Below are 18,053 nucleotides of genomic sequence, written 5' to 3'. Positions count from 1 at the left end.
TGTTCTCAACCTCAAAATGTATATGAATTTATATCGCCTTTCATCTTTACTTTTTTCTTTCCTGGTATGGAGTTGCATCAGCTCATTATCTGCGCAAACAAGTCAGCTTAGAGCATACACCCTAGAAGATGGTTTGCCACAATCACAGGTATATGACATTGTGCAAGATGAAATAGGATATTTATGGCTTGGAACTCAAGGTGGCGGACTTAGCCAATTTAATGGAGATGAATTTAAGATTTGGACCGAAAGTGACGGGCTTCAATCTAATTATATACATGCACTCGCTTTTGCTAATGACAGCCTTTTTATTGGTACAAAAAGTGGGCTTAGTATTAAAACCAAAAATAAGTTTACAAATCTTGAAGGCCCCAGAATTAATAGAATTTATAAAATCAAGAATAAAACATACCTGGCAACAAACATTGGTATATATGAGTATCAAAAAAACCTTGGGCTTGTTAAAATCAATCTCAACCCTAAAATCAATACTAGTATTATTAATGATATTGTGTATGATGGTAGATTGTTCTGGATTGCCACCAATAAAGGGCTTTGGAAACTAAATCATATTAGAAAAGGTGCCAGTATTATAGAAAGGCATAGTGCACATGATTATACTGCTGCAATTTTTCATAAAAATAAAATCTTTGCTGCGGCTCTTAATCAAGGGGTATTAGTTATAAATACTAATGCCAAAAGCTATGGTAACCGCTGGATTTCGAAACCGCTTAGAGTTAATAATATCTCTGTATATAATGATAATGAGTTATGGTTTGCCACAAATGATGAAGGAATCATTATTGTTGATGCTAATAAACGAAAGATAAAAAAGAGAATCAATCGGCGAAATGGTTTAGCCGTTTCTCATATTAGAAAAACCATATTAGATCGCCAATCTAATATATGGATCGCTACCTCAGGTGGCGGTTTCTATAAATATTTTGAAAACAACTTTATTCACTATGATCAAAACACTGGACTAAAAGGTAATCGAGTATATGCAATTCATACGGCAAAAGACGGTATATGGGCTTCAAATTCTGAAGCTGGCCTGGTAAAAATAGACTCTAGCGGCATTCATCATATCAAACAAGAAGAACGCTTGTCAGAGGTAAAAATCAAAAGTATTACTAGTGATATTTCCGGAAATATATGGGCTGGTACTGATGGTAAAGGAATACTTTTTAAAGAAATCAAAGAGGTTGATAGTATTGTTATTGATAGCAGCAATATACAAGGGATAGAAAAGGACTCTTTAGTAAAAATTGATACTATTGTCAAAACTGTAATCAAAAATCATATTATCGATACCGATAAAGGATTACTTTCTAATTGGATAAGAACAATACATGTGGATAATTCTACCATATGGGCGGCTTCATACTCTACCGGTATTACAAAATTCAAGTACGATCCAGAAAAGAAACGTCTATTGGGAGTGAAGAATTTTCAACGAAGAAACGGTATCAAAGATCTACAGATCAGCTATATGCTGCAAGATTCTTTAGGTAAAATATGGTATGCTACTCAAAATGGACACTTGGGATATATCAAAAATAATCGCGTTACTCATTTTGATAATGTTCTGAACCAAAAAACAACAATAAGTACATTATTCTTTCATAAAAATTCTTTGTTTATAGGTACTGCCGGAAGAGGTATTTGGTGGACAAGTCTTGAAGGCGATCTAATTTTTAAAAAACTAAAAGGAAGAAAAAAACCATATTCGAACAATATCTATCAAATGATATTTGACAATCAGGATAACTTATGGGTTGGTAGCGAAAGAGGAGTTGATAAGATCGAACTTAATCAATTTAATGATATTGTAGATGTTTTTCATTTTGGCAGAAATGATGGTTTTTTAGGCATTGAAACCTGTCTTAATTCTGTTACTAAAGACCAAGAAGGAAATCTATGGTTTGGAGCTATCTATGGATTGACAAAATACCAGCCCAGTGATATTACCAAGACCACTATCAAACCAGAATTATATTTTGAAAATATAGAAGTAGCCTATCAAAGTGTAGATTCTATTAATTTAAATACATGGACAAACAGCACTAATGTCTTAAAGTTAAAGCCTAATCAAACCGAATTATCGTTTAGTTACAAAACCATAGACCTGGATCATCCTAATGATATTCAATACAGGATTAAACTCAATGCTTCTGAATGGAGTCCATGGTCATCAGATCATAAACAAAATCTCGCCGGACTTGCCTATGGCTCACATGTTTTTTATGCGCAATCAAGAAATTACCGATGGGAAGAAAGCGATCCTATTGCTTTTAATTTTTTTATTGACAGCCCCATTTATGAAAAACTCTGGTTTCAACTTGCCGTATTAGCTGTTATCTTACTCATTATAGGGGGGTATGGTATATCATACATTCGAAGGGTTAAAAGAAAAAATAAAGAAGAGCGAAAACGTCTGGAGATGAAAAACCATCTGCTATCATTAGAGCAAAAGGCATTACGTTTACAAATGAACCCTCATTTCATTTTTAATGCTCTTAATGGTATTAAAGCAATGGGAACCAGCAATCCGCAACGCATGAATAATACCATCAATACTTTTGCCACCTTATTAAGAGAAACATTAGATAATTCGAGAAAAGATTATATTACACTTGATCAAGAAATACAAACTTTAAAACATTATATCGAAATAGAGCAGTTAATGGCAAGCAAACCATTTACATATAACATTGCCATAGATACAGAGTTTGATCCTGAAGAAATATTAATCCCTCCCATGCTTATACAGCCTTTTGTAGAAAACGCTGTGAGACATGGTATTTTAAAAGGAAGTAGAGCCGGTGAGTTGAAAGTACAGTTTCATACCACAGAAGAATTTCTACACTGTACTGTTTTGGATAATGGTCAGGGGATTTTTGAATCTCAAAAAGCCAAAACGAATACCGATCATCAATCCATGGCACTTACGGTTACCAGAGAACGATTAGAATCTATTTCTGGAAAAGATTCTCTTACCATCGAAGAAATCAAAACTAACGGCAATACAGTTGCCGGAACCCAGATAGCATTCAAAATACCATTACAAACCGATTATTAAACCTTACCTATGCTTACAGCAATTATTGTAGAAGATATGCCAGATGCGCTTCAGCTTTTAAAAAGTGATCTTGAAGCTAATCATCCTGAAATAAAAATCATAGACACAGCTCAAAGCGTTGTAGAAGCTGCAAAATCATTGCGCAATACCGAGCCCGATATCCTTTTTCTAGATATTATGCTTGGCGATGGTACTGGTTTTGATGTGTTAGAAATATTTCCGGATTTAAAATCAAAAATCATTTTTGTAACAGCCAGCGATGAGTTTGCCATACGGGCTTTTAAATTTGCTGCTATCGACTATGTTTTAAAGCCGTATTCTAATGAAGAATTGGCACAAGCCATCGCTAAGGCAAAAAAACAGATTCAACCTAATAAGGAACGATTAAATATTCTAAAAGATACCTTATCTGCTCCAGAACAAAAGCCTGATAAAATATCATTACATACTTTGGATAAAATCATTATTGTGGGATTAGATGATATTATTAGGTGCGAATCAGACAGTAATAACACTATTTTTTATCTTCAAGATGGTCAAAAAATTTTTGTAACCAAAACCCTAAAATACTTTGCTGATATGCTTAAACACTATCAGTTCTTACGAGTACATCAAAGTCACTTGGTTAATTTGCAATGTATAAGTGCTTTTATTAAAACTGATGGTGGCTACTTAATGCTGAAAAATGGCGAAAACATACCCGTATCTGTACGTAAAAAGAATGAAGTGATGGAAATTTTAGATCAATTGCATCGATAAGTTATATTGATCCTATTTCATTTTTTATTTGCATAGGTTAAAGCTTACATTTATAGATTTCTTTAAACCTCTTATTTAAGGATGCAAGGCTATTAAAACTTACAGTATACAATTATAGATATATTATTAAGCACATGGTTTCAATAAGAAAACATCAATACAACCTAAGAAAGCGGTCCAATCAATTTTTGGTTTTTTCATTTGTAAATCTGTAGATTTGCTAACCAAAACTACCCATAGATGTCGTATACTATTTTATTTTCATGTAGTAGAAACCACTATTATAAGCATCTATTTCTACTGTTTTTATTGTTATGTAACAGTCTAAAGATTGTAGCATTTCAAACCCCCACTGATAGCTTACTCACCAAAGAATATACCTATCTAAAAAAAATGGTGTACCAAAATGCAAAAGACTCTTCTAAAGCATTTAAATACGCACAAACTTATCTTTATAAGGCAAAAAAGGCAATCGATACGCTTGAAATAGTAAATGGGTTTTATTATCATTCTGGTATTATTCAAGATAAAGAGCTTACAGAGAAATATGTGGATAGTATGATTCTGTTTTCAAAAAATCTAAAAACTAAATTTTATCCAGCGCTTGCTTATTATAACAAAGGGAAAATTGAACATAACAAAGGACGCTTTAAAAATGCTCTTGGACTATATCTTAAAACTAATGAGAGTGCAAAAGAAGTCGAAAACATTCATCTTTTTTATGCCAGCAAAAAAAATATTGGAATATTAAAAAGTAGAATTGGAGAACATAAAACAGCATTAACAGAACTTAGAGAATGTCAACATTACTATTCAAAATTTAAGAAAAGTAAACCCATGACTTATTTAAGTACATTATTTGCTTTATCTGATGCATATAACCTCAACAAAAAACTTGATTCTGCAACCATTATTAATACTATTGGCTATAATGAGTCTGTAATGCTTGGCAAAGAGGATTTTAAGTATTATTTTACTTTGAACGAAGGGATTAACTTATTCGATAAAAAGAAGTATACAAATGCAAGAGATAGTTTATCAATTGCTATTGAAGAGTTTAAAATCAATGAAGATAGAGCCAATCTTTCTATGGCGTATTTTTATTTTGGTAAAACGCTTACCGTTTTAGGTGAAGAAAAAGAAGCTATTACAGCACATATTAAAGTAGATGATATATTTCAGGAAATATCTCGGATTATGCCCAATAATAGAGAAAATTATGAAATCTTAATCAATTACTACAAAAAATTAGATGACAAGGATAATCAATTAAAATATATCAAACAACTCATTACCGTAGATAGTGTATTACATACCAATTATAAGCATCTTATAAAAACAGTAGTACAAGACTATGATACACCAAGGTTACTTTCAGAAAAACAAGAAATTATAGATAATCTAGAAACTGGAAAACAACATTCTAATACAATCATAAGCATCCTGATTATTTTAAGTTTTATACTACTCAGTTTATGGCTAATAAATAGACAAAGACAAAAACAATATAAACGGCGTTTTGAGGAACTCTACCATAAGCAACCTATAAATAAAGAGAATAAAAAACAACCAGAATTATTGAAAAAGAAAGCAAAACTTGCTATCCCCGAGGAGATTATAAAAGATATCCTTGCTAAATTAACAGATTTTGAAAATAATTTAGGTTTTATTGAACCTTATTTGTCTATCAATACATTAGCAAAAAGATTTGGAACCAATACTAAATATCTCTCTAAAATTATTAATACATATAAAAAGAAACCCTTTAATCAATATATCAATGATTTAAGAATAGAGCAATCAATAACCAAATTAAAAACAGATTCTAAGTTTAGAAATTATACTATAAAAGCAATTGCACAAGAAATTGGTTTTAATACAACCGATGCTTTTTCTAAAGCTTTTTACAAGCTAAACGGGATTCATCCTTCTTATTTTATAAAAGAATTAGAAAAACAGCTTCAAACCACCCAAAATCAAAGATAACAAGGCATTCTATGCGTAATATCTAATCTTCAATAAAATTTGATTGCAACAATAAAAAAATAAAATGGATGTTATATTATCAATTATATTTGTATATGAATTGATAACACTATTTCATTTTGGATATTTAATGGGAAAATAAAATGTCCAAAGCATAATTTATTATAGTATGTTAGTTCAAATTCAAACTCACATTAAAAGTAAAAATAATGGAAAACAAAAAATTAAACTTAGGGAAAATTACTATTACAAAACTCAATAATTTATACGATATTAAAGGCGGGCAGATTATGTCCCCCGATGTAACGACAATTGTTGGTCCTACTATGCAGACTTGCGCTGGCCATTTTACTTGTACAAATAACACCGAAACTAATCCTACCTCCTACGGCGGTTTTACAGAAGATGGGAACCCATAAAACTTTCAAGACTGTTTAAAGATTATAGTTTTAGAATATTAAAAAAGACGAAAATCTTAATTGATTTTTGTCTTTTTTAATTACATGAAATCTACATTAATCTTACAAATTAAGCCAATAGGTAATTTTAAGTACTATAGACCGGGTACGTATATCAAAAGCAAAGCGATCTAACGGATCTACATCACCTGTTAAGAAGTTATCGGTATATACAAGAATAATATCAGATACTGGTGCAAAACGCCATTGTATACGGGCATTAATGTTGGTATTATCATCCTGAGAGTTATACTGTATAAAAAACGAAGTAAACAAATTTTTGGAAAAGGTATAATCAATACGAGGACTGATCAAAAAAGTCTCTCTACTGCCATTAAGATGTGGTAAATCAAAATAATTTACTGCATAATTTAAAGAGAAAAAGCCTTTGGGTTGGTAACGAATTGTAAAATTACCTCGAGTACCATATCTCCAACCGTTAAAATATTCTCCTATATAGGGATTAACACTCCAGCTAAATATCTTACGCCTATCACTACGATATTCTCCAGTAAAACTTACATAAGAAAAATCCTGCTCCGCTTCTAGTTCTAAAGAATCTGTACCCGTTGGATCAAATGGATCAAATAAATATACATAGTTGTGATTAAGGTTTAACTGAAAAGATGCTCTTTCGGCAAACTCCCCTCCCCATCCTACTGAAAATAGGTGATCGGTTTTACCAAAACCGGGACGCCAAAAGATATCCGATTCAGCTCTATAGGTATGATTATTTAAAAACTCATTCTGCGGATAATATCGAAGCTCTGCAACCGGGTTAATCCTAAAATAATCTGTTCGTGGTACAAAACCAACCTCTGCATTATAATCTTCATCTACATATTCATGTTTCCATAAGGCTCCGTATTTTCTGGTATTGTAGTTTAATGTAGTACCCTGAGCTATAGCCAAATCAGTATCAGGGGAAAATGTACCATGAGCAAATGTTTTCCCTGACCAGGTATTATCTTTGGTCGCATAATTGAAATCTACACCAATCATCCTGTTATATCGATTAAGATCTAGAGTGTCCAAATCAAAATTAAGATCTTCAAGGTTAAGAGATTCTTTATTGACAGCAATAATACCAATATTAGAGCGTGTCCAGAGTTTACGTTGGGCAACTGCAACCCCATAATTTACGCCGGGTATCCCTTGCCCATTACTCGCTGCGGTTTGCATATTTAAAAGACCTATCCTTGTATTTGGATCAAGTTTTCCGCTTAGACGTAAACCACCATAAATCCTGTTCTGCACTAACTCTTCTGTAACAATATCCTCACTGGCACCAATACGTCTTGAAAAGAAAGGGTTGATGTTAGAAAATCCAAACTGACCAAACAAATCTGCGTTTTCTAAAAAAAACTGTCTTCGTTCTGGAAAAAATATTTCAAATCGATCCAAATTAGTAATCTGCTCATCTACTTCTACTTGCGAAAAATCGGGGTTAACGGTCAAATCTAAATTAAGTCCAGGAGTAAGCGCTATTTTAACATCACCTCCAGCTTCAAAAAATTCATCTGCCGGGAGCTCATCTTCAAAATCTTTATTAAAACCAGAAGAAACAAAAGGAATTAAAGAAACAGCACTACTTTTTGTGGTCAATTCTTCTTCCCAGATCATCTCTGCAGGATAAGCCAATGTAAAGAGTATCTGATTACGTGGAGTTCCTGTATACGTACTAATTTCGTTGGTTTGTGTATCAAATCGATAGGCAGAAAAACCCCATTTTTTTGATGGTGTTGGATAACGCAATGTGCTAAATGGGATTTCTAATTCTGCGGTATAATATCCATCATGTTTTTTGGCTTCTCCTCGCCATTTATTATCCCAAGAGGTCGAGAAATCTCTAAAATCATTTCCTCCATTACTAATAATACCTTCGCGACGAACACCTTCAGGATTTATTCCAAAATATATTGCATTAGTACCATCATCAAAAGTATCGAACAGCAATGTAATATTATCAGTTCCCCCGGCTCGATAATCCCGCCGCAATGAAGTTACGATCCAATCGTTACCTGTAGAGTAACATTTTATACCTATGTACAAACTTTTTTGATTCGTGCACATATAAATTTCTGTTTGTGCTTTTGCAGGTATAGAATCTGATGGAAAGTATTGTATAAAGTCTTTTGCGGGTGATAGATCATCCCAAATAACTTCTTTTAAATCACCATCTACTTCTATAGTTTCAGAAGTAACCGCAACTGTAAAAGATTTTTTTTCATTGGGATTTGTTTGCCCCCAACATATTGTTACTAAATTAATACAGCTTAAGAATATCAAAAACCTCATATTGAAATTTTCATATAAATATTAGATATCATTATAGTTGTTTGGCTAAGGAATGTCTAAAAATAGGGTGTGAAAATTTAGTTTTTGTTAAAATTATGACAAACTAGAACTGATACACAAAAACAACTGAACGATTGTAAGGCATAAAAATTACTTCTAAATTGTATAAAGAAGGTGTTATATCGGTATCCAAAAAAGAAAAAAGGTGATATAAAACTATATCACCTTCAAGGTATTAAAAATTAATTCAATGTTTTTAGATTTTATTGATATCAATCAATATAAGTCTTTGTTTGTATTGCTTTACTTGAGTATCATCGGTCTTTATTTCAACTTTATCTACCTCATAAGTAATCTTAAAAGATTTTCCGATAAGTTCTTTTTCATTAAAATCGTATTTTGATACTGCTTTTTTACTTACAATGGTAAACTCCATTACTTTTCCGGTTTGTTTATTGGTAAAGTAATATGCTTTTTCAGACTGACCATTATAAGTTACTTCTATTTCTTCAATTTGATTATTAGATACATCAGTAAAAGCTGAGGCAAAAATTACTGTAAGTACTAAAAGAATCTTTTTCATCTTCAATTAAATTTTATGATTTACTAATTAAGGTGCAAATTTAATCCAAAATGTCCCTTCTACAACATTTTTAGTTATTAAATAACAGAACTGCTGAAGTAAAAATAAATTAATAAGGCAATATTATAATATCTTTAATCGTAGTAAAACCGGTAGGCATTACAAGTGTATACTTTCTATTGTTAATCTCCAGTATATTTTTTGTGTCGTCAAACTTTTCAATAAGCCAAAATGCAAAATCCCTAGCGTGATCCCATGAATTAAAAACTAAATCACCCTGTCCAAGTACTGATTTAATCTCTACCGGAAACTTATTTTTATCTTTGGAAAATGAAAGTTTCCATAATTTCTGGTTCATAAGTTTTTCTTTCGGGATAAGAACCTCATTTGTTTCGTTAGACACAGTTCCGTGATATAATTTTATAACATCATCTGATTCTGAAATTGTTTTATCGCCAGAAATAACTTCTCTAAAATCGGCCTCATACGATATTGTCGCTCTAATATCATTAGTTACATTGGGCAGCACTTCTAATATTTCGCTCACTATAATATCTTTGGGCTCTCCTATTTTTTTGTTTTTGTCTACTAATCCTTTAAACGTATATACAGGTAGTACATTAGCGTCTTTTATTTCAAAAACTATATCTGCAATAATATTTCCGGTTAAATCAATTCCTACGATTCCGTCCTGATATAGGGATAACTTATTATCGGAAATGGTGGCATTAAGCGCTACTCGCCTTTGTCTTAACATCACTTCTTCAGAGAATGTACTACTTGCCGAAACAGTACCTGTTAACCCCGCTCCATTACTACTCGTTTTTGAGTTTGTTGTGTCATCACCCGCTGATGTCTTTTCTGAACCAATTGCAGTAGATGCATTTCCAGTAAGGCTAGCTTGATTTGTATTAGAATAATTAAGCTTTCCCAGATCTAACGTTTCATAACTAGTAGCAATCTTGTTACAACTTAATAATTTAATATCATCACCTAAATCTAGCGTTATGTTGATTTTGGATATTCTATTGGCTGGCATGTGGCTGTTATTACTTACCGAAAGAACAATCTGCTTTTCGACAATTGTGCGATCAATTACACGAATATTTTTTTTAGGCTTTATGGAAAGGTTAGACCCTAGTTTTTTGATTAAATCACTTGAGTTGTTTACTTTTTTGCTTATTTCGGTAATTAAAGAATTCTGACCCTTTGGAGATAAGTCAAAAATAGTTTTGGGAGGTATGGGTCTCGTTTTCGCCGTTTCCAGGAAATAAGCTCCAACAGTGATATTATCTTTTATGACAGTATCATCTTTAATAGACTCCACAGATTTATAACGCCTTGTTAAATGACCGGATCCACAAGAAAGACACAAAACGGATATAATGATAATTAATATACTATTTCTCATGACTCAAGAGTTTTAACAAATGTCTTTGAAGCACTATTGTTGGCCAACTTAAGAACATCGGTAGACGTTTTACTTAGTTTAATAATAGTAGCAGTTGCGCTTTTTAAAGTTCTAATTTCTTTTATTGTTTTTGTTTTAATTTTTTGATGACCTTCTTCTTTTGCAATATTCATATTATAACCAGCCGTATAATACGGGTTAGCTTCTATAGATACCAATGAATTATCCCATTGTACAGCTTTCCAATAGGACTTATTTAAATCCGAATTTAATACCGAAATATATTTAGCCATTACTTTATATTTTAAGTTATACCGTTTATGTAGTAAAACTATTAAAACCTTTATTGTTTTTAAATACCCAACAGCGGGTATTATTTAGAAAAATCAACTTTATCTATACAATTACGACTCTTGTAACTGACAAACTCAAAATTTGACCCTCACAAATTAATTATAATTTTATGGAGACAACTATAATGATGTTGATTTATACTGTAGAAATATTTTAACAGTGGTATCCCATGATGTCAAATATTGGCAATTTGTATATGTACTTGATTTCTAATTTACATATGTAAACTTTGCTTTGTTAGTTTTTTTATACTTTCTACCATACCAAAGTAAAATACCGCTTACTGGTAATGAGGCACAAATTAAACTTATTAAAAAAGCAATAATTTTCCCTGCAATTCCTCCTATAACTCCTATATGAATATCGTAATTCATTCTAATCACTTTATCGGCAAACTTGGCATCTTTATATTTTCCATAAATACTTGTGGTTTCAATTTCTTCTAGGGTGTTTTGATCAAAGAAAAGATAATCCATATTGTAATATAGTCCTTTAGAATTGCTTACCTCTACAAGAACTGATGTCGTATCATTTTCAGGATAGTGTAATTCGAAGTTTTTGGCATCTTTATAGGTTTTGTAGAGGATTGGAATGAGTTTATCATAAGGTGGAGTTTCATTCTTTTCGACAATCATTACACTTTTACTTTCTGGAATGATAAATTGCGGTGCTTTATCTCCTCCTGTGGCTTTGTAAGCAATAAAATAGAACCAGTTAAACGCCATGACACACCCTGTAAATGCTAATATCAATCCAAAAGAGGATATATAAAACCCAACTACCGTATGGAGATCAAAATTTTTACGTTTCCATCTAGTTTTAGAATTCCAATCGAACTTCAATCGTTGTTTCCAGTTTTTATTATTTCGGGGCCACCATAAGATTAATCCGCTAATCAAGATTATTAAAAAAAACAACACCGAATACGAAACAATTCTTGATCCTACTGCATCGGGTAACCATAACCGTAAATGCCCTTTTAGTACGAAACCAAAAAATCCGGCATCATTATCAATTTTTTTGATAAAATCTCCTGTATAGGGATTTAAAAAAACACTATGATAAAATATTTCTGGTGATGCTTCATAAAACACTACCTCTATGGCTTCATTGGGTTTTCCATAAATAACTCCATGAATACTTCTATTAGGAATAACTTCTTCGGCAATCGTTTTTATTTTGGATGCAGATAAGAACTCTTGATCCAGTGGAGTTACATATTTATACCCATCATAAAAGTTTTCAATTTCTTCTTTAAAAACCCAAAGACATCCAGTAATAGACACTACAAAAACCACTAAGCCCGTTGTTAAACCCAATATTTTATGGATTTTTAATATGATTTTTCGAGTATTTTTCTTCTTCATAGTCGCTTGATCATTTCAACAAAAAATGACACTCCCAGATGCGATAAGCATTTGAGAGTGTTCTTTTTCAAGTAAAATGGTTAGTTAGTTACCTTGAAAATTCCTTTTAGCCCTAAGCCAAGAACTTTGGCTCCTTTGGTTGCTGTAGCTGTTTCTGAATCTACTATATAAATATGTGTTTCGGTATCGGTAGAACAACTAATATATGCCTTACCATTTTCTACAAACATAGGCGCCGTATACCGATGTCCATGTACAGGAACTCCTGAAACATCGGTTACTGTTTTAGTATTGAGATCTATCACTACCAATTTGAACACATCTTTTTTAAAGAAGGCTCCCCACTCTCCTGCTCCGTTGGTATCATCTATAATAATTCTGGCAATGGCTTTTCCGTTACCCACATAATCCATCCAGAATAATTTCCCTCCGTTGGCAGCCTCTTCAATATTGAAAAAATAATCAGGGTCAAATTCTGTTGCTCCGCTTTTAATTCTTAAAATTCCAGATGGTTTAACCGCTGTTGTAAAACCGGCACTCAACGCCGAGGGAGAAAACGAATAGATATCTCCATTTTCGGTTTGTTCTATTCCTGTACTATGACCGTTTACACCTATTGGGCTAGTACGGGTGTCTTCGATTATTTTTTCCAATTCAAATTCAGGATACTTAAAAACGGCTACATTGGCTTTATCTGCTCCAACATTGGTAAAAGTACCATCAGGTAATAATTTATGATAAGACACGAATAGTTTTCCGTCTCTTAACGTCATTCCTGTAACCCAAGGCATATAGGGTAGATTACTGGCTGTTCCATCTCCAAGACTACTATCTACAGGATGCGTTTCTATTTTTTCTACTAACCCCGTTTCTGCATTGATAATATAGAAACTACGGTCTGGAATTGATGTTGCTGCTGGATCGGTAACTGATGCACTCAACTCTACAGCTATTAAAGTGTTGTCATCAATGGCTGCATAATTATCCAAGGTAGATTGAAACTCGAAATTGGTTTTCTCTTTCAATACTCCATTTTCGTCTAATTGATAGGATATACATTTATCATCATCGGCATAACCCGCCGTAAAGACAGTATTTCCTGCACTATGAAAAAATCTCCATCCTTTTAAAGGTTTTCCTTGTCCTTCAACAGAAATTTCTCCAATAGTTAGTGACTCTAAAGAAGGAAGTTCTAAAATATAATCAACAGGTGCCGCTTGCCCAACCGGGAATGCTTCAAACCCTACTACATATTTAGATATAGCAGTCGGCTCAGGTACAATAGTCCCTCCATTATCATCGCTACTACAAGAAAATGCAACTATAGTCATTACTATAAGCAACATTATGTTTTTAGTTATTTGTATTGTTTTCATTTGTATATATGATTTTAAAAAATTAGCAATTATTTTAGTTTGTTAAAAAATACCTCAGCTTAACATAAAAAGCTCTTCCCGGTTGCTGAATCTCGAAATTGTCATAAATCCTGGCATTAGTGATGTTACGAGCTAATACTGAAACATTATATTTTCCTTTATCAAAAGAGTATCCTAATTGTAGATTGTGCGAAACTTGTTCAGGGATAATGTCTCGCTCTTCTGGGCTTCCTTCTACGAAGGAAGTAAGTGGGTAATCATGAACATAGTAGGTACTCCATGAAACATTGAATTGATCTCCTGTCTTTAGAATATTATTAAATCTTCCTCCAAAACTGGCATTTCCGAATAGATACGGAATATTTGCGATACGTTGATTCTCTAGAAAGTCAACTCCTGCATTTTCTCCTGCATTACGATCTATAATATTTTGATACGTAGCATTAAGATCTAAAAAGAATCTGTCATTATACAGTGTTCTGATCTCTCCTTCAATTCCGCTACTACGTGCATCTGCTGTGTTATAGAATCTTGAGAAAATCCCTTCGGATCTAATGGCAATAAAATTTTCGGATTCTCGCAAAAACACGTTTGTATCTGCTCGAATTTTGAAATTATTAAGTTGTGTGTTGAAAAGAATTCCTAGATTCGCATTATAACTCTCTTCGGGTAATAACTCTGGATTTGATTTTAGTAAAAAACCATCGCCAAAAAGTTCAAATCCTTCAGGGATTCTAAATGTTCTTTCAAATGATCCTTTTATTTGAAGGCTTTCTAAAACCTTATACGTCGAAGCAAAACCATATCCTAATTCTTCAATAGAATTTTTAAAGGGAGTAAATCGATCTTCTTCTACAGTAGTAAAAAGGTCTTCAATAGTACCTTCAGAATCCAGTATATATCCTTTTGAAAATAATGAAGTATTCCATTTAGAGTCCAGCAATTCAACATCATACGACAATCCTATTAGATTTTTACTTACCACATGAGGATCCTGAAAAGCTATTCTACCAGATCGAGCAGGATCCTCTCCTGTTCTTTTGATATAATTCTTAGCATAATTAAAAAGTATAGTCTGCGATTCATCAATAGTATAAGTTGCCAAAGCATTGACCAAATGCAAATTATCTTTGAATTTGAAAAGGGTTTTATTGGCTTCAAATTCGCCTAAAGTTTGATCTATCCTTTCGGTAAAACCACCAAACCAATTATATCTTCGAGCTGATGTATCAACAACCTGATCTCGGTTTTGGGCTATAGAAGCATAGATATTTAGCTTCAATCTGTTTTTGAGTAGGTTCTCTTTTTCAAAATTAATGCTCCCCGAAACGACATTGTTTTCTGTAAAAACCTCACCAAAAGGATTTTGTGGATCGATAGGATGCTGGATTTCATTTTCATTGGTCGAGGCTATAAATCCAAACATCAAACGATCTGTAAATGCTTTATTAACTACACCAGCTTTTATATGTATCATTTGAGAGGTGTAGGCGTCATGAAACCGTTTGACTTCTTCTACGATTTCCCCAGTGGGATTACCCAATTCATCGCGCACAACGAAGCCATCTACATCAGAATCTACACCATTTATGGTATAATCATTATCTGAATAATTGTAGTAAGATGATACTTGGAAAGCCAGTCCACTCTCACTATAGTATTGGCCATTTACAGTGGCACGATGTGTATTGAAAGAACCAATATCATAGGAAACTTCCAGAAAATCGTTTTTACGCTGATTAGTAATAATGTTGATTGCCCCACCCAAAGCATCTGCTCCCAGAAAAATAGGAACAACACCTTTGTAGACTTCGGCCCTTTCTATGAGTGTTGCTGGAAAATTGTTAAGAGAAAGTGAGCTTCCATAATTTTCTAAAGGAATACCATCAATAAAAAACTTTACCTGTTTACCAGATAATCCATTTAACGAAAAGTCAAAAGTAGCACCCAATCCTCCTTGTTGTCGAACATTTACTCCGGGAATTGTTGTTAGCACAGCATTTATATCTACACTTATATTTTTAAGCTCCTTGGTTTCAATTACGTCTACCTCAAAAGGTTTTTCACGGGTCTTTTTTGCCTCTGTCTTCCCTTTGATAAGTACATCTGTTAATTCTTCAATATTTTCTTTAATTACGATAGTTACGTACCTAGTTTCTGAAGCAATTGTAGTAATCGAAGTACGATTGGTTTTAAAACCCACAAAACTGGTTTCTAAAGTATGACTGCCTGCAGGGAGTAAAATTTGAAATTTTCCTTCAAGATTACTAACCACACCTATATCCTTTTGACCAAGGACCTGAATGGTTGCTCCTGGAACTGGATTAGTATTTTGATCTAAAACCACTCCTTGAACGAGTTCTTGCGCATTGCACCATAAGGCAGCAAAAAGCAAAAAAATGATGCTGCATTTTTGTTTTAAAATAACCACTGACTATAATTATTTTTTGATTAATTTAGCGACCAGAAAAACATTATTTATATTTGGTCTAAATAAATTTAAAGTGCAAAATTAGTGTCTAGAAAAGGATAAAAATGACGCATTATGGATAAAAAAAGACGTGAAAAAACGTCACTTAAAACCAAATTACATAACAAAAAGAAGATCGATACTTTATATTCAATTTCAGAGCTAATAAAGACGCATAAACAATGTGGTATTCTATCAAAGAGGTTTAGATTTCTAGATAAATTTGGTATAGGTTTTTTTGAATATCATCGTTTTGACGGGCTGCAGTTAAGCATATTCGATGTAGTTTTAAAGAAAGACCTTTTCATGGAAGGGTATCTTTCTAAAGACTTTCTTGAACTTTCTTTTCTTATTGAAGGGGAGCAAATTATCAAAATAGAAGGCATTACACATGATCTTATTTATGAAAGTCAGGAGAGTTACCTTTTATATCTATCAAAAATCCGAGGTTCTGTGGCTTACCACAAGCGCAAACGGCTTAAAGAAGTCAAAATTAGAATGAGTGTTGATTTTATAAAAAGACATCGGCTTGACGAAGAGTATACTATTTTGGATAAATATTCTTTGATAAAATTGCAGAATAATTTTTTTAAACCTCTATGCCCAAAAACTCAAGATATACTTTCCGAAATTTTAACCGACGAACGAAAGGGGTTGCTAAAACGCTTGTTTCTAGAATCAAAAACACTTGAATTGATTGCTTTAAAATTAGAAAACTCATCCAAACCAAAACCGACTATAATAACCCCTGTAGATAATTTAGTCAAAAAATTATATCAGACGCAACACTTAATTGCGTCTGATCTTTCTGTTCAACATTCGATACAACAACTATCCCGACAGATAGGGGTAAATGATTTTGTATTGAAAAAAGAATTTAAGTGTCTATTTGGCAAAACCATATTTGAGTATGCCACAGAACTTCGAATGAATAAGGCTAAACAATTATTACATCATAGTAAAAAACCAATCTATGAGATTTCAGAAATGGTAGGGTATAAAAATTCTACTCATTTTACGGCAGCATTCAAAAAAATAGAAGGTATTACTCCCAAAACATATAGAAATAGTACACGACCTTAAGATATAGCACTTACTTTTCTTAATTGCGCTTTGGCTAAAATCTCCATTTTTCTTAGGTCAAATGATCCAACTTTCATACAAGCTTTTACCCAAAGATTTGTAATCGCTAATAACTCTTTTTTCAGTAAAGGATTGACCAATTTTTTGCATTGAATATGATGATATTCAAAATTGAATTGTTCTGAAATTTTGTCCACAAAATCATTCAACCCTTGCATAGGTTTTCCTTTTTCAGTTACTTTTTCTACTAGCCCCAACGATTGTAAAAACCTTGCTTTATATGTTCTACTGCTTCGAATCAATCTATCTGCTTCTACTATATCAATTTTTCTGATTAACAAGCTATGAGCCCCCATACCTGGAAACAAGTTGAATTTATTCTCGGGCAGACAAAATTGTGCCTGTTCTTCGGCAATAATAAAATCGTGAGCTAATGCACATTCAAACCCACCTCCGTAAGCATTTCCTTCTACTAGAGCAATTGTAATTGCTGGCAAACCAAAAGAAGTATAAATATTATAGATTGCATCAATACACAGGTGAGCATAGGTGAGTAGTTTTTCCTTATCGTTCGTATGAATACAATTAAGAAAAAAGGGTAAATCTCCTCCCATATTATAGATACCCTGATGTTCTGATCCAGAAACAATAAATTTTAAAGGCCTGTCAGGGTGCGAAAAATAGGCATTAACCCAGTCACAAAATTCTCGAAACTCCTGAAGGCCTTGTAAACAAAAGTTAGGCATTCCGGTATCTTTTATTTTCCAAAGCAAGAGTTCTTCTTCTCTAAAATATGCTATAGAAACGCAATCAAACTCCCTCATAA

At 32.8% G+C, this 18,053-nt stretch carries 13 protein-coding genes; 5 read left to right on the top strand and 8 right to left on the bottom strand.

The window, feature by feature from the left end; translation table 11 throughout:
* Positions 1–22: 22 nt before the first annotated feature.
* The 4 genes from JJQ60_RS02575 to JJQ60_RS02560 all read left to right on the top strand — a co-directional run bounded on the left by JJQ60_RS02575 (position 23) and on the right by JJQ60_RS02560 (position 6,246).
* Positions 23–3,082 carry a sensor histidine kinase gene (locus JJQ60_RS02575; protein WP_201916371.1) on the top strand — a complete coding sequence of 1,020 codons (3,060 nt, stop codon included), beginning with the start codon at positions 23–25 and terminating at the stop codon, positions 3,080–3,082.
* 9 nt (positions 3,083–3,091) lie between these two features.
* The gene (locus JJQ60_RS02570) at positions 3,092–3,841 is read left to right on the top strand and encodes a LytR/AlgR family response regulator transcription factor (protein WP_201916370.1); all 750 of its coding nucleotides are present in this window, start codon (positions 3,092–3,094) and stop codon (positions 3,839–3,841) included.
* Positions 3,842–4,081: 240 nt separating this feature from the next.
* Entirely contained in the window at positions 4,082–5,827 is a 1,746-nt protein-coding gene (locus JJQ60_RS02565; RefSeq protein WP_201916369.1) for a helix-turn-helix domain-containing protein, read from the top strand.
* A gap of 209 nt (positions 5,828–6,036) precedes the next feature.
* Positions 6,037–6,246 (top strand): hypothetical protein, encoded by a 210-nt coding sequence (locus tag JJQ60_RS02560; protein WP_201916368.1) that lies wholly within the window; start codon positions 6,037–6,039, stop codon positions 6,244–6,246.
* 102 nt (positions 6,247–6,348) lie between these two features.
* On the opposite strand, the gene JJQ60_RS02555 is transcribed toward JJQ60_RS02560, so the two are convergent.
* The 7 genes from JJQ60_RS02555 to JJQ60_RS02525 form a co-directional block, all read right to left on the bottom strand.
* Positions 6,349–8,583 (bottom strand): DUF5916 domain-containing protein, encoded by a 2,235-nt coding sequence (locus tag JJQ60_RS02555; protein WP_201916367.1) that lies wholly within the window; start codon positions 8,581–8,583, stop codon positions 6,349–6,351.
* Positions 8,584–8,839: 256 nt separating this feature from the next.
* Positions 8,840–9,166 carry a hypothetical protein gene (locus tag JJQ60_RS02550; RefSeq protein ID WP_201916366.1) on the bottom strand — a complete coding sequence of 109 codons (327 nt, stop codon included), beginning with the start codon at positions 9,164–9,166 and terminating at the stop codon, positions 8,840–8,842.
* Between the two features lie 109 nt (positions 9,167–9,275).
* The gene (locus JJQ60_RS02545; protein ID WP_201916365.1) at positions 9,276–10,577 is read right to left on the bottom strand and encodes a hypothetical protein; all 1,302 of its coding nucleotides are present in this window, start codon (positions 10,575–10,577) and stop codon (positions 9,276–9,278) included.
* Complete coding sequence (locus JJQ60_RS02540) at positions 10,574–10,870, bottom strand: hypothetical protein (protein WP_201916364.1); 297 nt, start codon at positions 10,868–10,870, stop codon at positions 10,574–10,576. Before JJQ60_RS02540 ends, JJQ60_RS02545 begins: the two co-directional genes overlap by 4 nt.
* Before the next feature lie 270 nt (positions 10,871–11,140).
* Positions 11,141–12,298 (bottom strand): PepSY-associated TM helix domain-containing protein, encoded by a 1,158-nt coding sequence (locus JJQ60_RS02535; RefSeq protein ID WP_201916363.1) that lies wholly within the window; start codon positions 12,296–12,298, stop codon positions 11,141–11,143.
* Positions 12,299–12,378: 80 nt separating this feature from the next.
* Complete coding sequence (locus JJQ60_RS02530) at positions 12,379–13,674, bottom strand: DUF4374 domain-containing protein (RefSeq protein WP_201916362.1); 1,296 nt, start codon at positions 13,672–13,674, stop codon at positions 12,379–12,381.
* Positions 13,675–13,708: 34 nt separating this feature from the next.
* A complete protein-coding gene (locus JJQ60_RS02525; protein WP_201916361.1) occupies positions 13,709–16,105 on the bottom strand; it encodes a TonB-dependent receptor in 2,397 nt (798 codons plus the stop codon).
* Between the two features lie 114 nt (positions 16,106–16,219).
* Here JJQ60_RS02525 and JJQ60_RS02520 point away from each other — a divergent pair, with 114 nt between their 5' ends.
* On the top strand, positions 16,220–17,227 hold the full coding sequence (locus tag JJQ60_RS02520; RefSeq protein ID WP_201916360.1) for a helix-turn-helix transcriptional regulator: 1,008 nt from the start codon (positions 16,220–16,222) through the stop codon (positions 17,225–17,227).
* Here the strand turns inward: JJQ60_RS02520 and JJQ60_RS02515 are convergent.
* Positions 17,224–18,051: a crotonase/enoyl-CoA hydratase family protein gene (locus tag JJQ60_RS02515; RefSeq protein ID WP_201916359.1), complete on the bottom strand. Its 828-nt coding sequence runs from the start codon at positions 18,049–18,051 to the stop codon at positions 17,224–17,226. The two genes, JJQ60_RS02520 and JJQ60_RS02515, sit on opposite strands and share 4 nt — an antisense overlap.
* Positions 18,052–18,053: the final 2 nt, after the last annotated feature.

Origin of the sequence: Aquimarina mytili (assembly GCF_016735115.1) — a bacterium.
Taxonomy (GTDB): Bacteria; Bacteroidota; Bacteroidia; order Flavobacteriales; family Flavobacteriaceae; genus Aquimarina; species Aquimarina mytili.
The sequence above is the reverse complement of the archived record's forward strand: the minus strand, read 5'-3'. Positions and strand labels throughout refer to the sequence as shown.

Bases quoted from the DNA above. Each gene is read 5' to 3' on its own strand.
- JJQ60_RS02575 (WP_201916371.1), top strand. From the start codon at position 23: ATGAATTTATATCGCCTTTCATCTTTACTTTTTTCTTTCCTGGTATGG.
- JJQ60_RS02570 (WP_201916370.1), top strand. From the start codon at position 3,092: ATGCTTACAGCAATTATTGTAGAAGATATGCCAGATGCGCTTCAGCTT.
- JJQ60_RS02565 (WP_201916369.1), top strand. From the start codon at position 4,082: ATGTCGTATACTATTTTATTTTCATGTAGTAGAAACCACTATTATAAG.
- JJQ60_RS02560 (WP_201916368.1), top strand. From the start codon at position 6,037: ATGGAAAACAAAAAATTAAACTTAGGGAAAATTACTATTACAAAACTC.
- JJQ60_RS02555 (WP_201916367.1), bottom strand. From the start codon at position 8,583: ATGAGGTTTTTGATATTCTTAAGCTGTATTAATTTAGTAACAATATGT.
- JJQ60_RS02550 (WP_201916366.1), bottom strand. From the start codon at position 9,166: ATGAAAAAGATTCTTTTAGTACTTACAGTAATTTTTGCCTCAGCTTTT.
- JJQ60_RS02545 (WP_201916365.1), bottom strand. From the start codon at position 10,577: ATGAGAAATAGTATATTAATTATCATTATATCCGTTTTGTGTCTTTCT.
- JJQ60_RS02540 (WP_201916364.1), bottom strand. From the start codon at position 10,870: ATGGCTAAATATATTTCGGTATTAAATTCGGATTTAAATAAGTCCTAT.
- JJQ60_RS02535 (WP_201916363.1), bottom strand. From the start codon at position 12,298: ATGAAGAAGAAAAATACTCGAAAAATCATATTAAAAATCCATAAAATA.
- JJQ60_RS02530 (WP_201916362.1), bottom strand. From the start codon at position 13,674: ATGAAAACAATACAAATAACTAAAAACATAATGTTGCTTATAGTAATG.
- JJQ60_RS02520 (WP_201916360.1), top strand. From the start codon at position 16,220: ATGGATAAAAAAAGACGTGAAAAAACGTCACTTAAAACCAAATTACAT.
- JJQ60_RS02515 (WP_201916359.1), bottom strand. From the start codon at position 18,051: ATGAGGGAGTTTGATTGCGTTTCTATAGCATATTTTAGAGAAGAAGAA.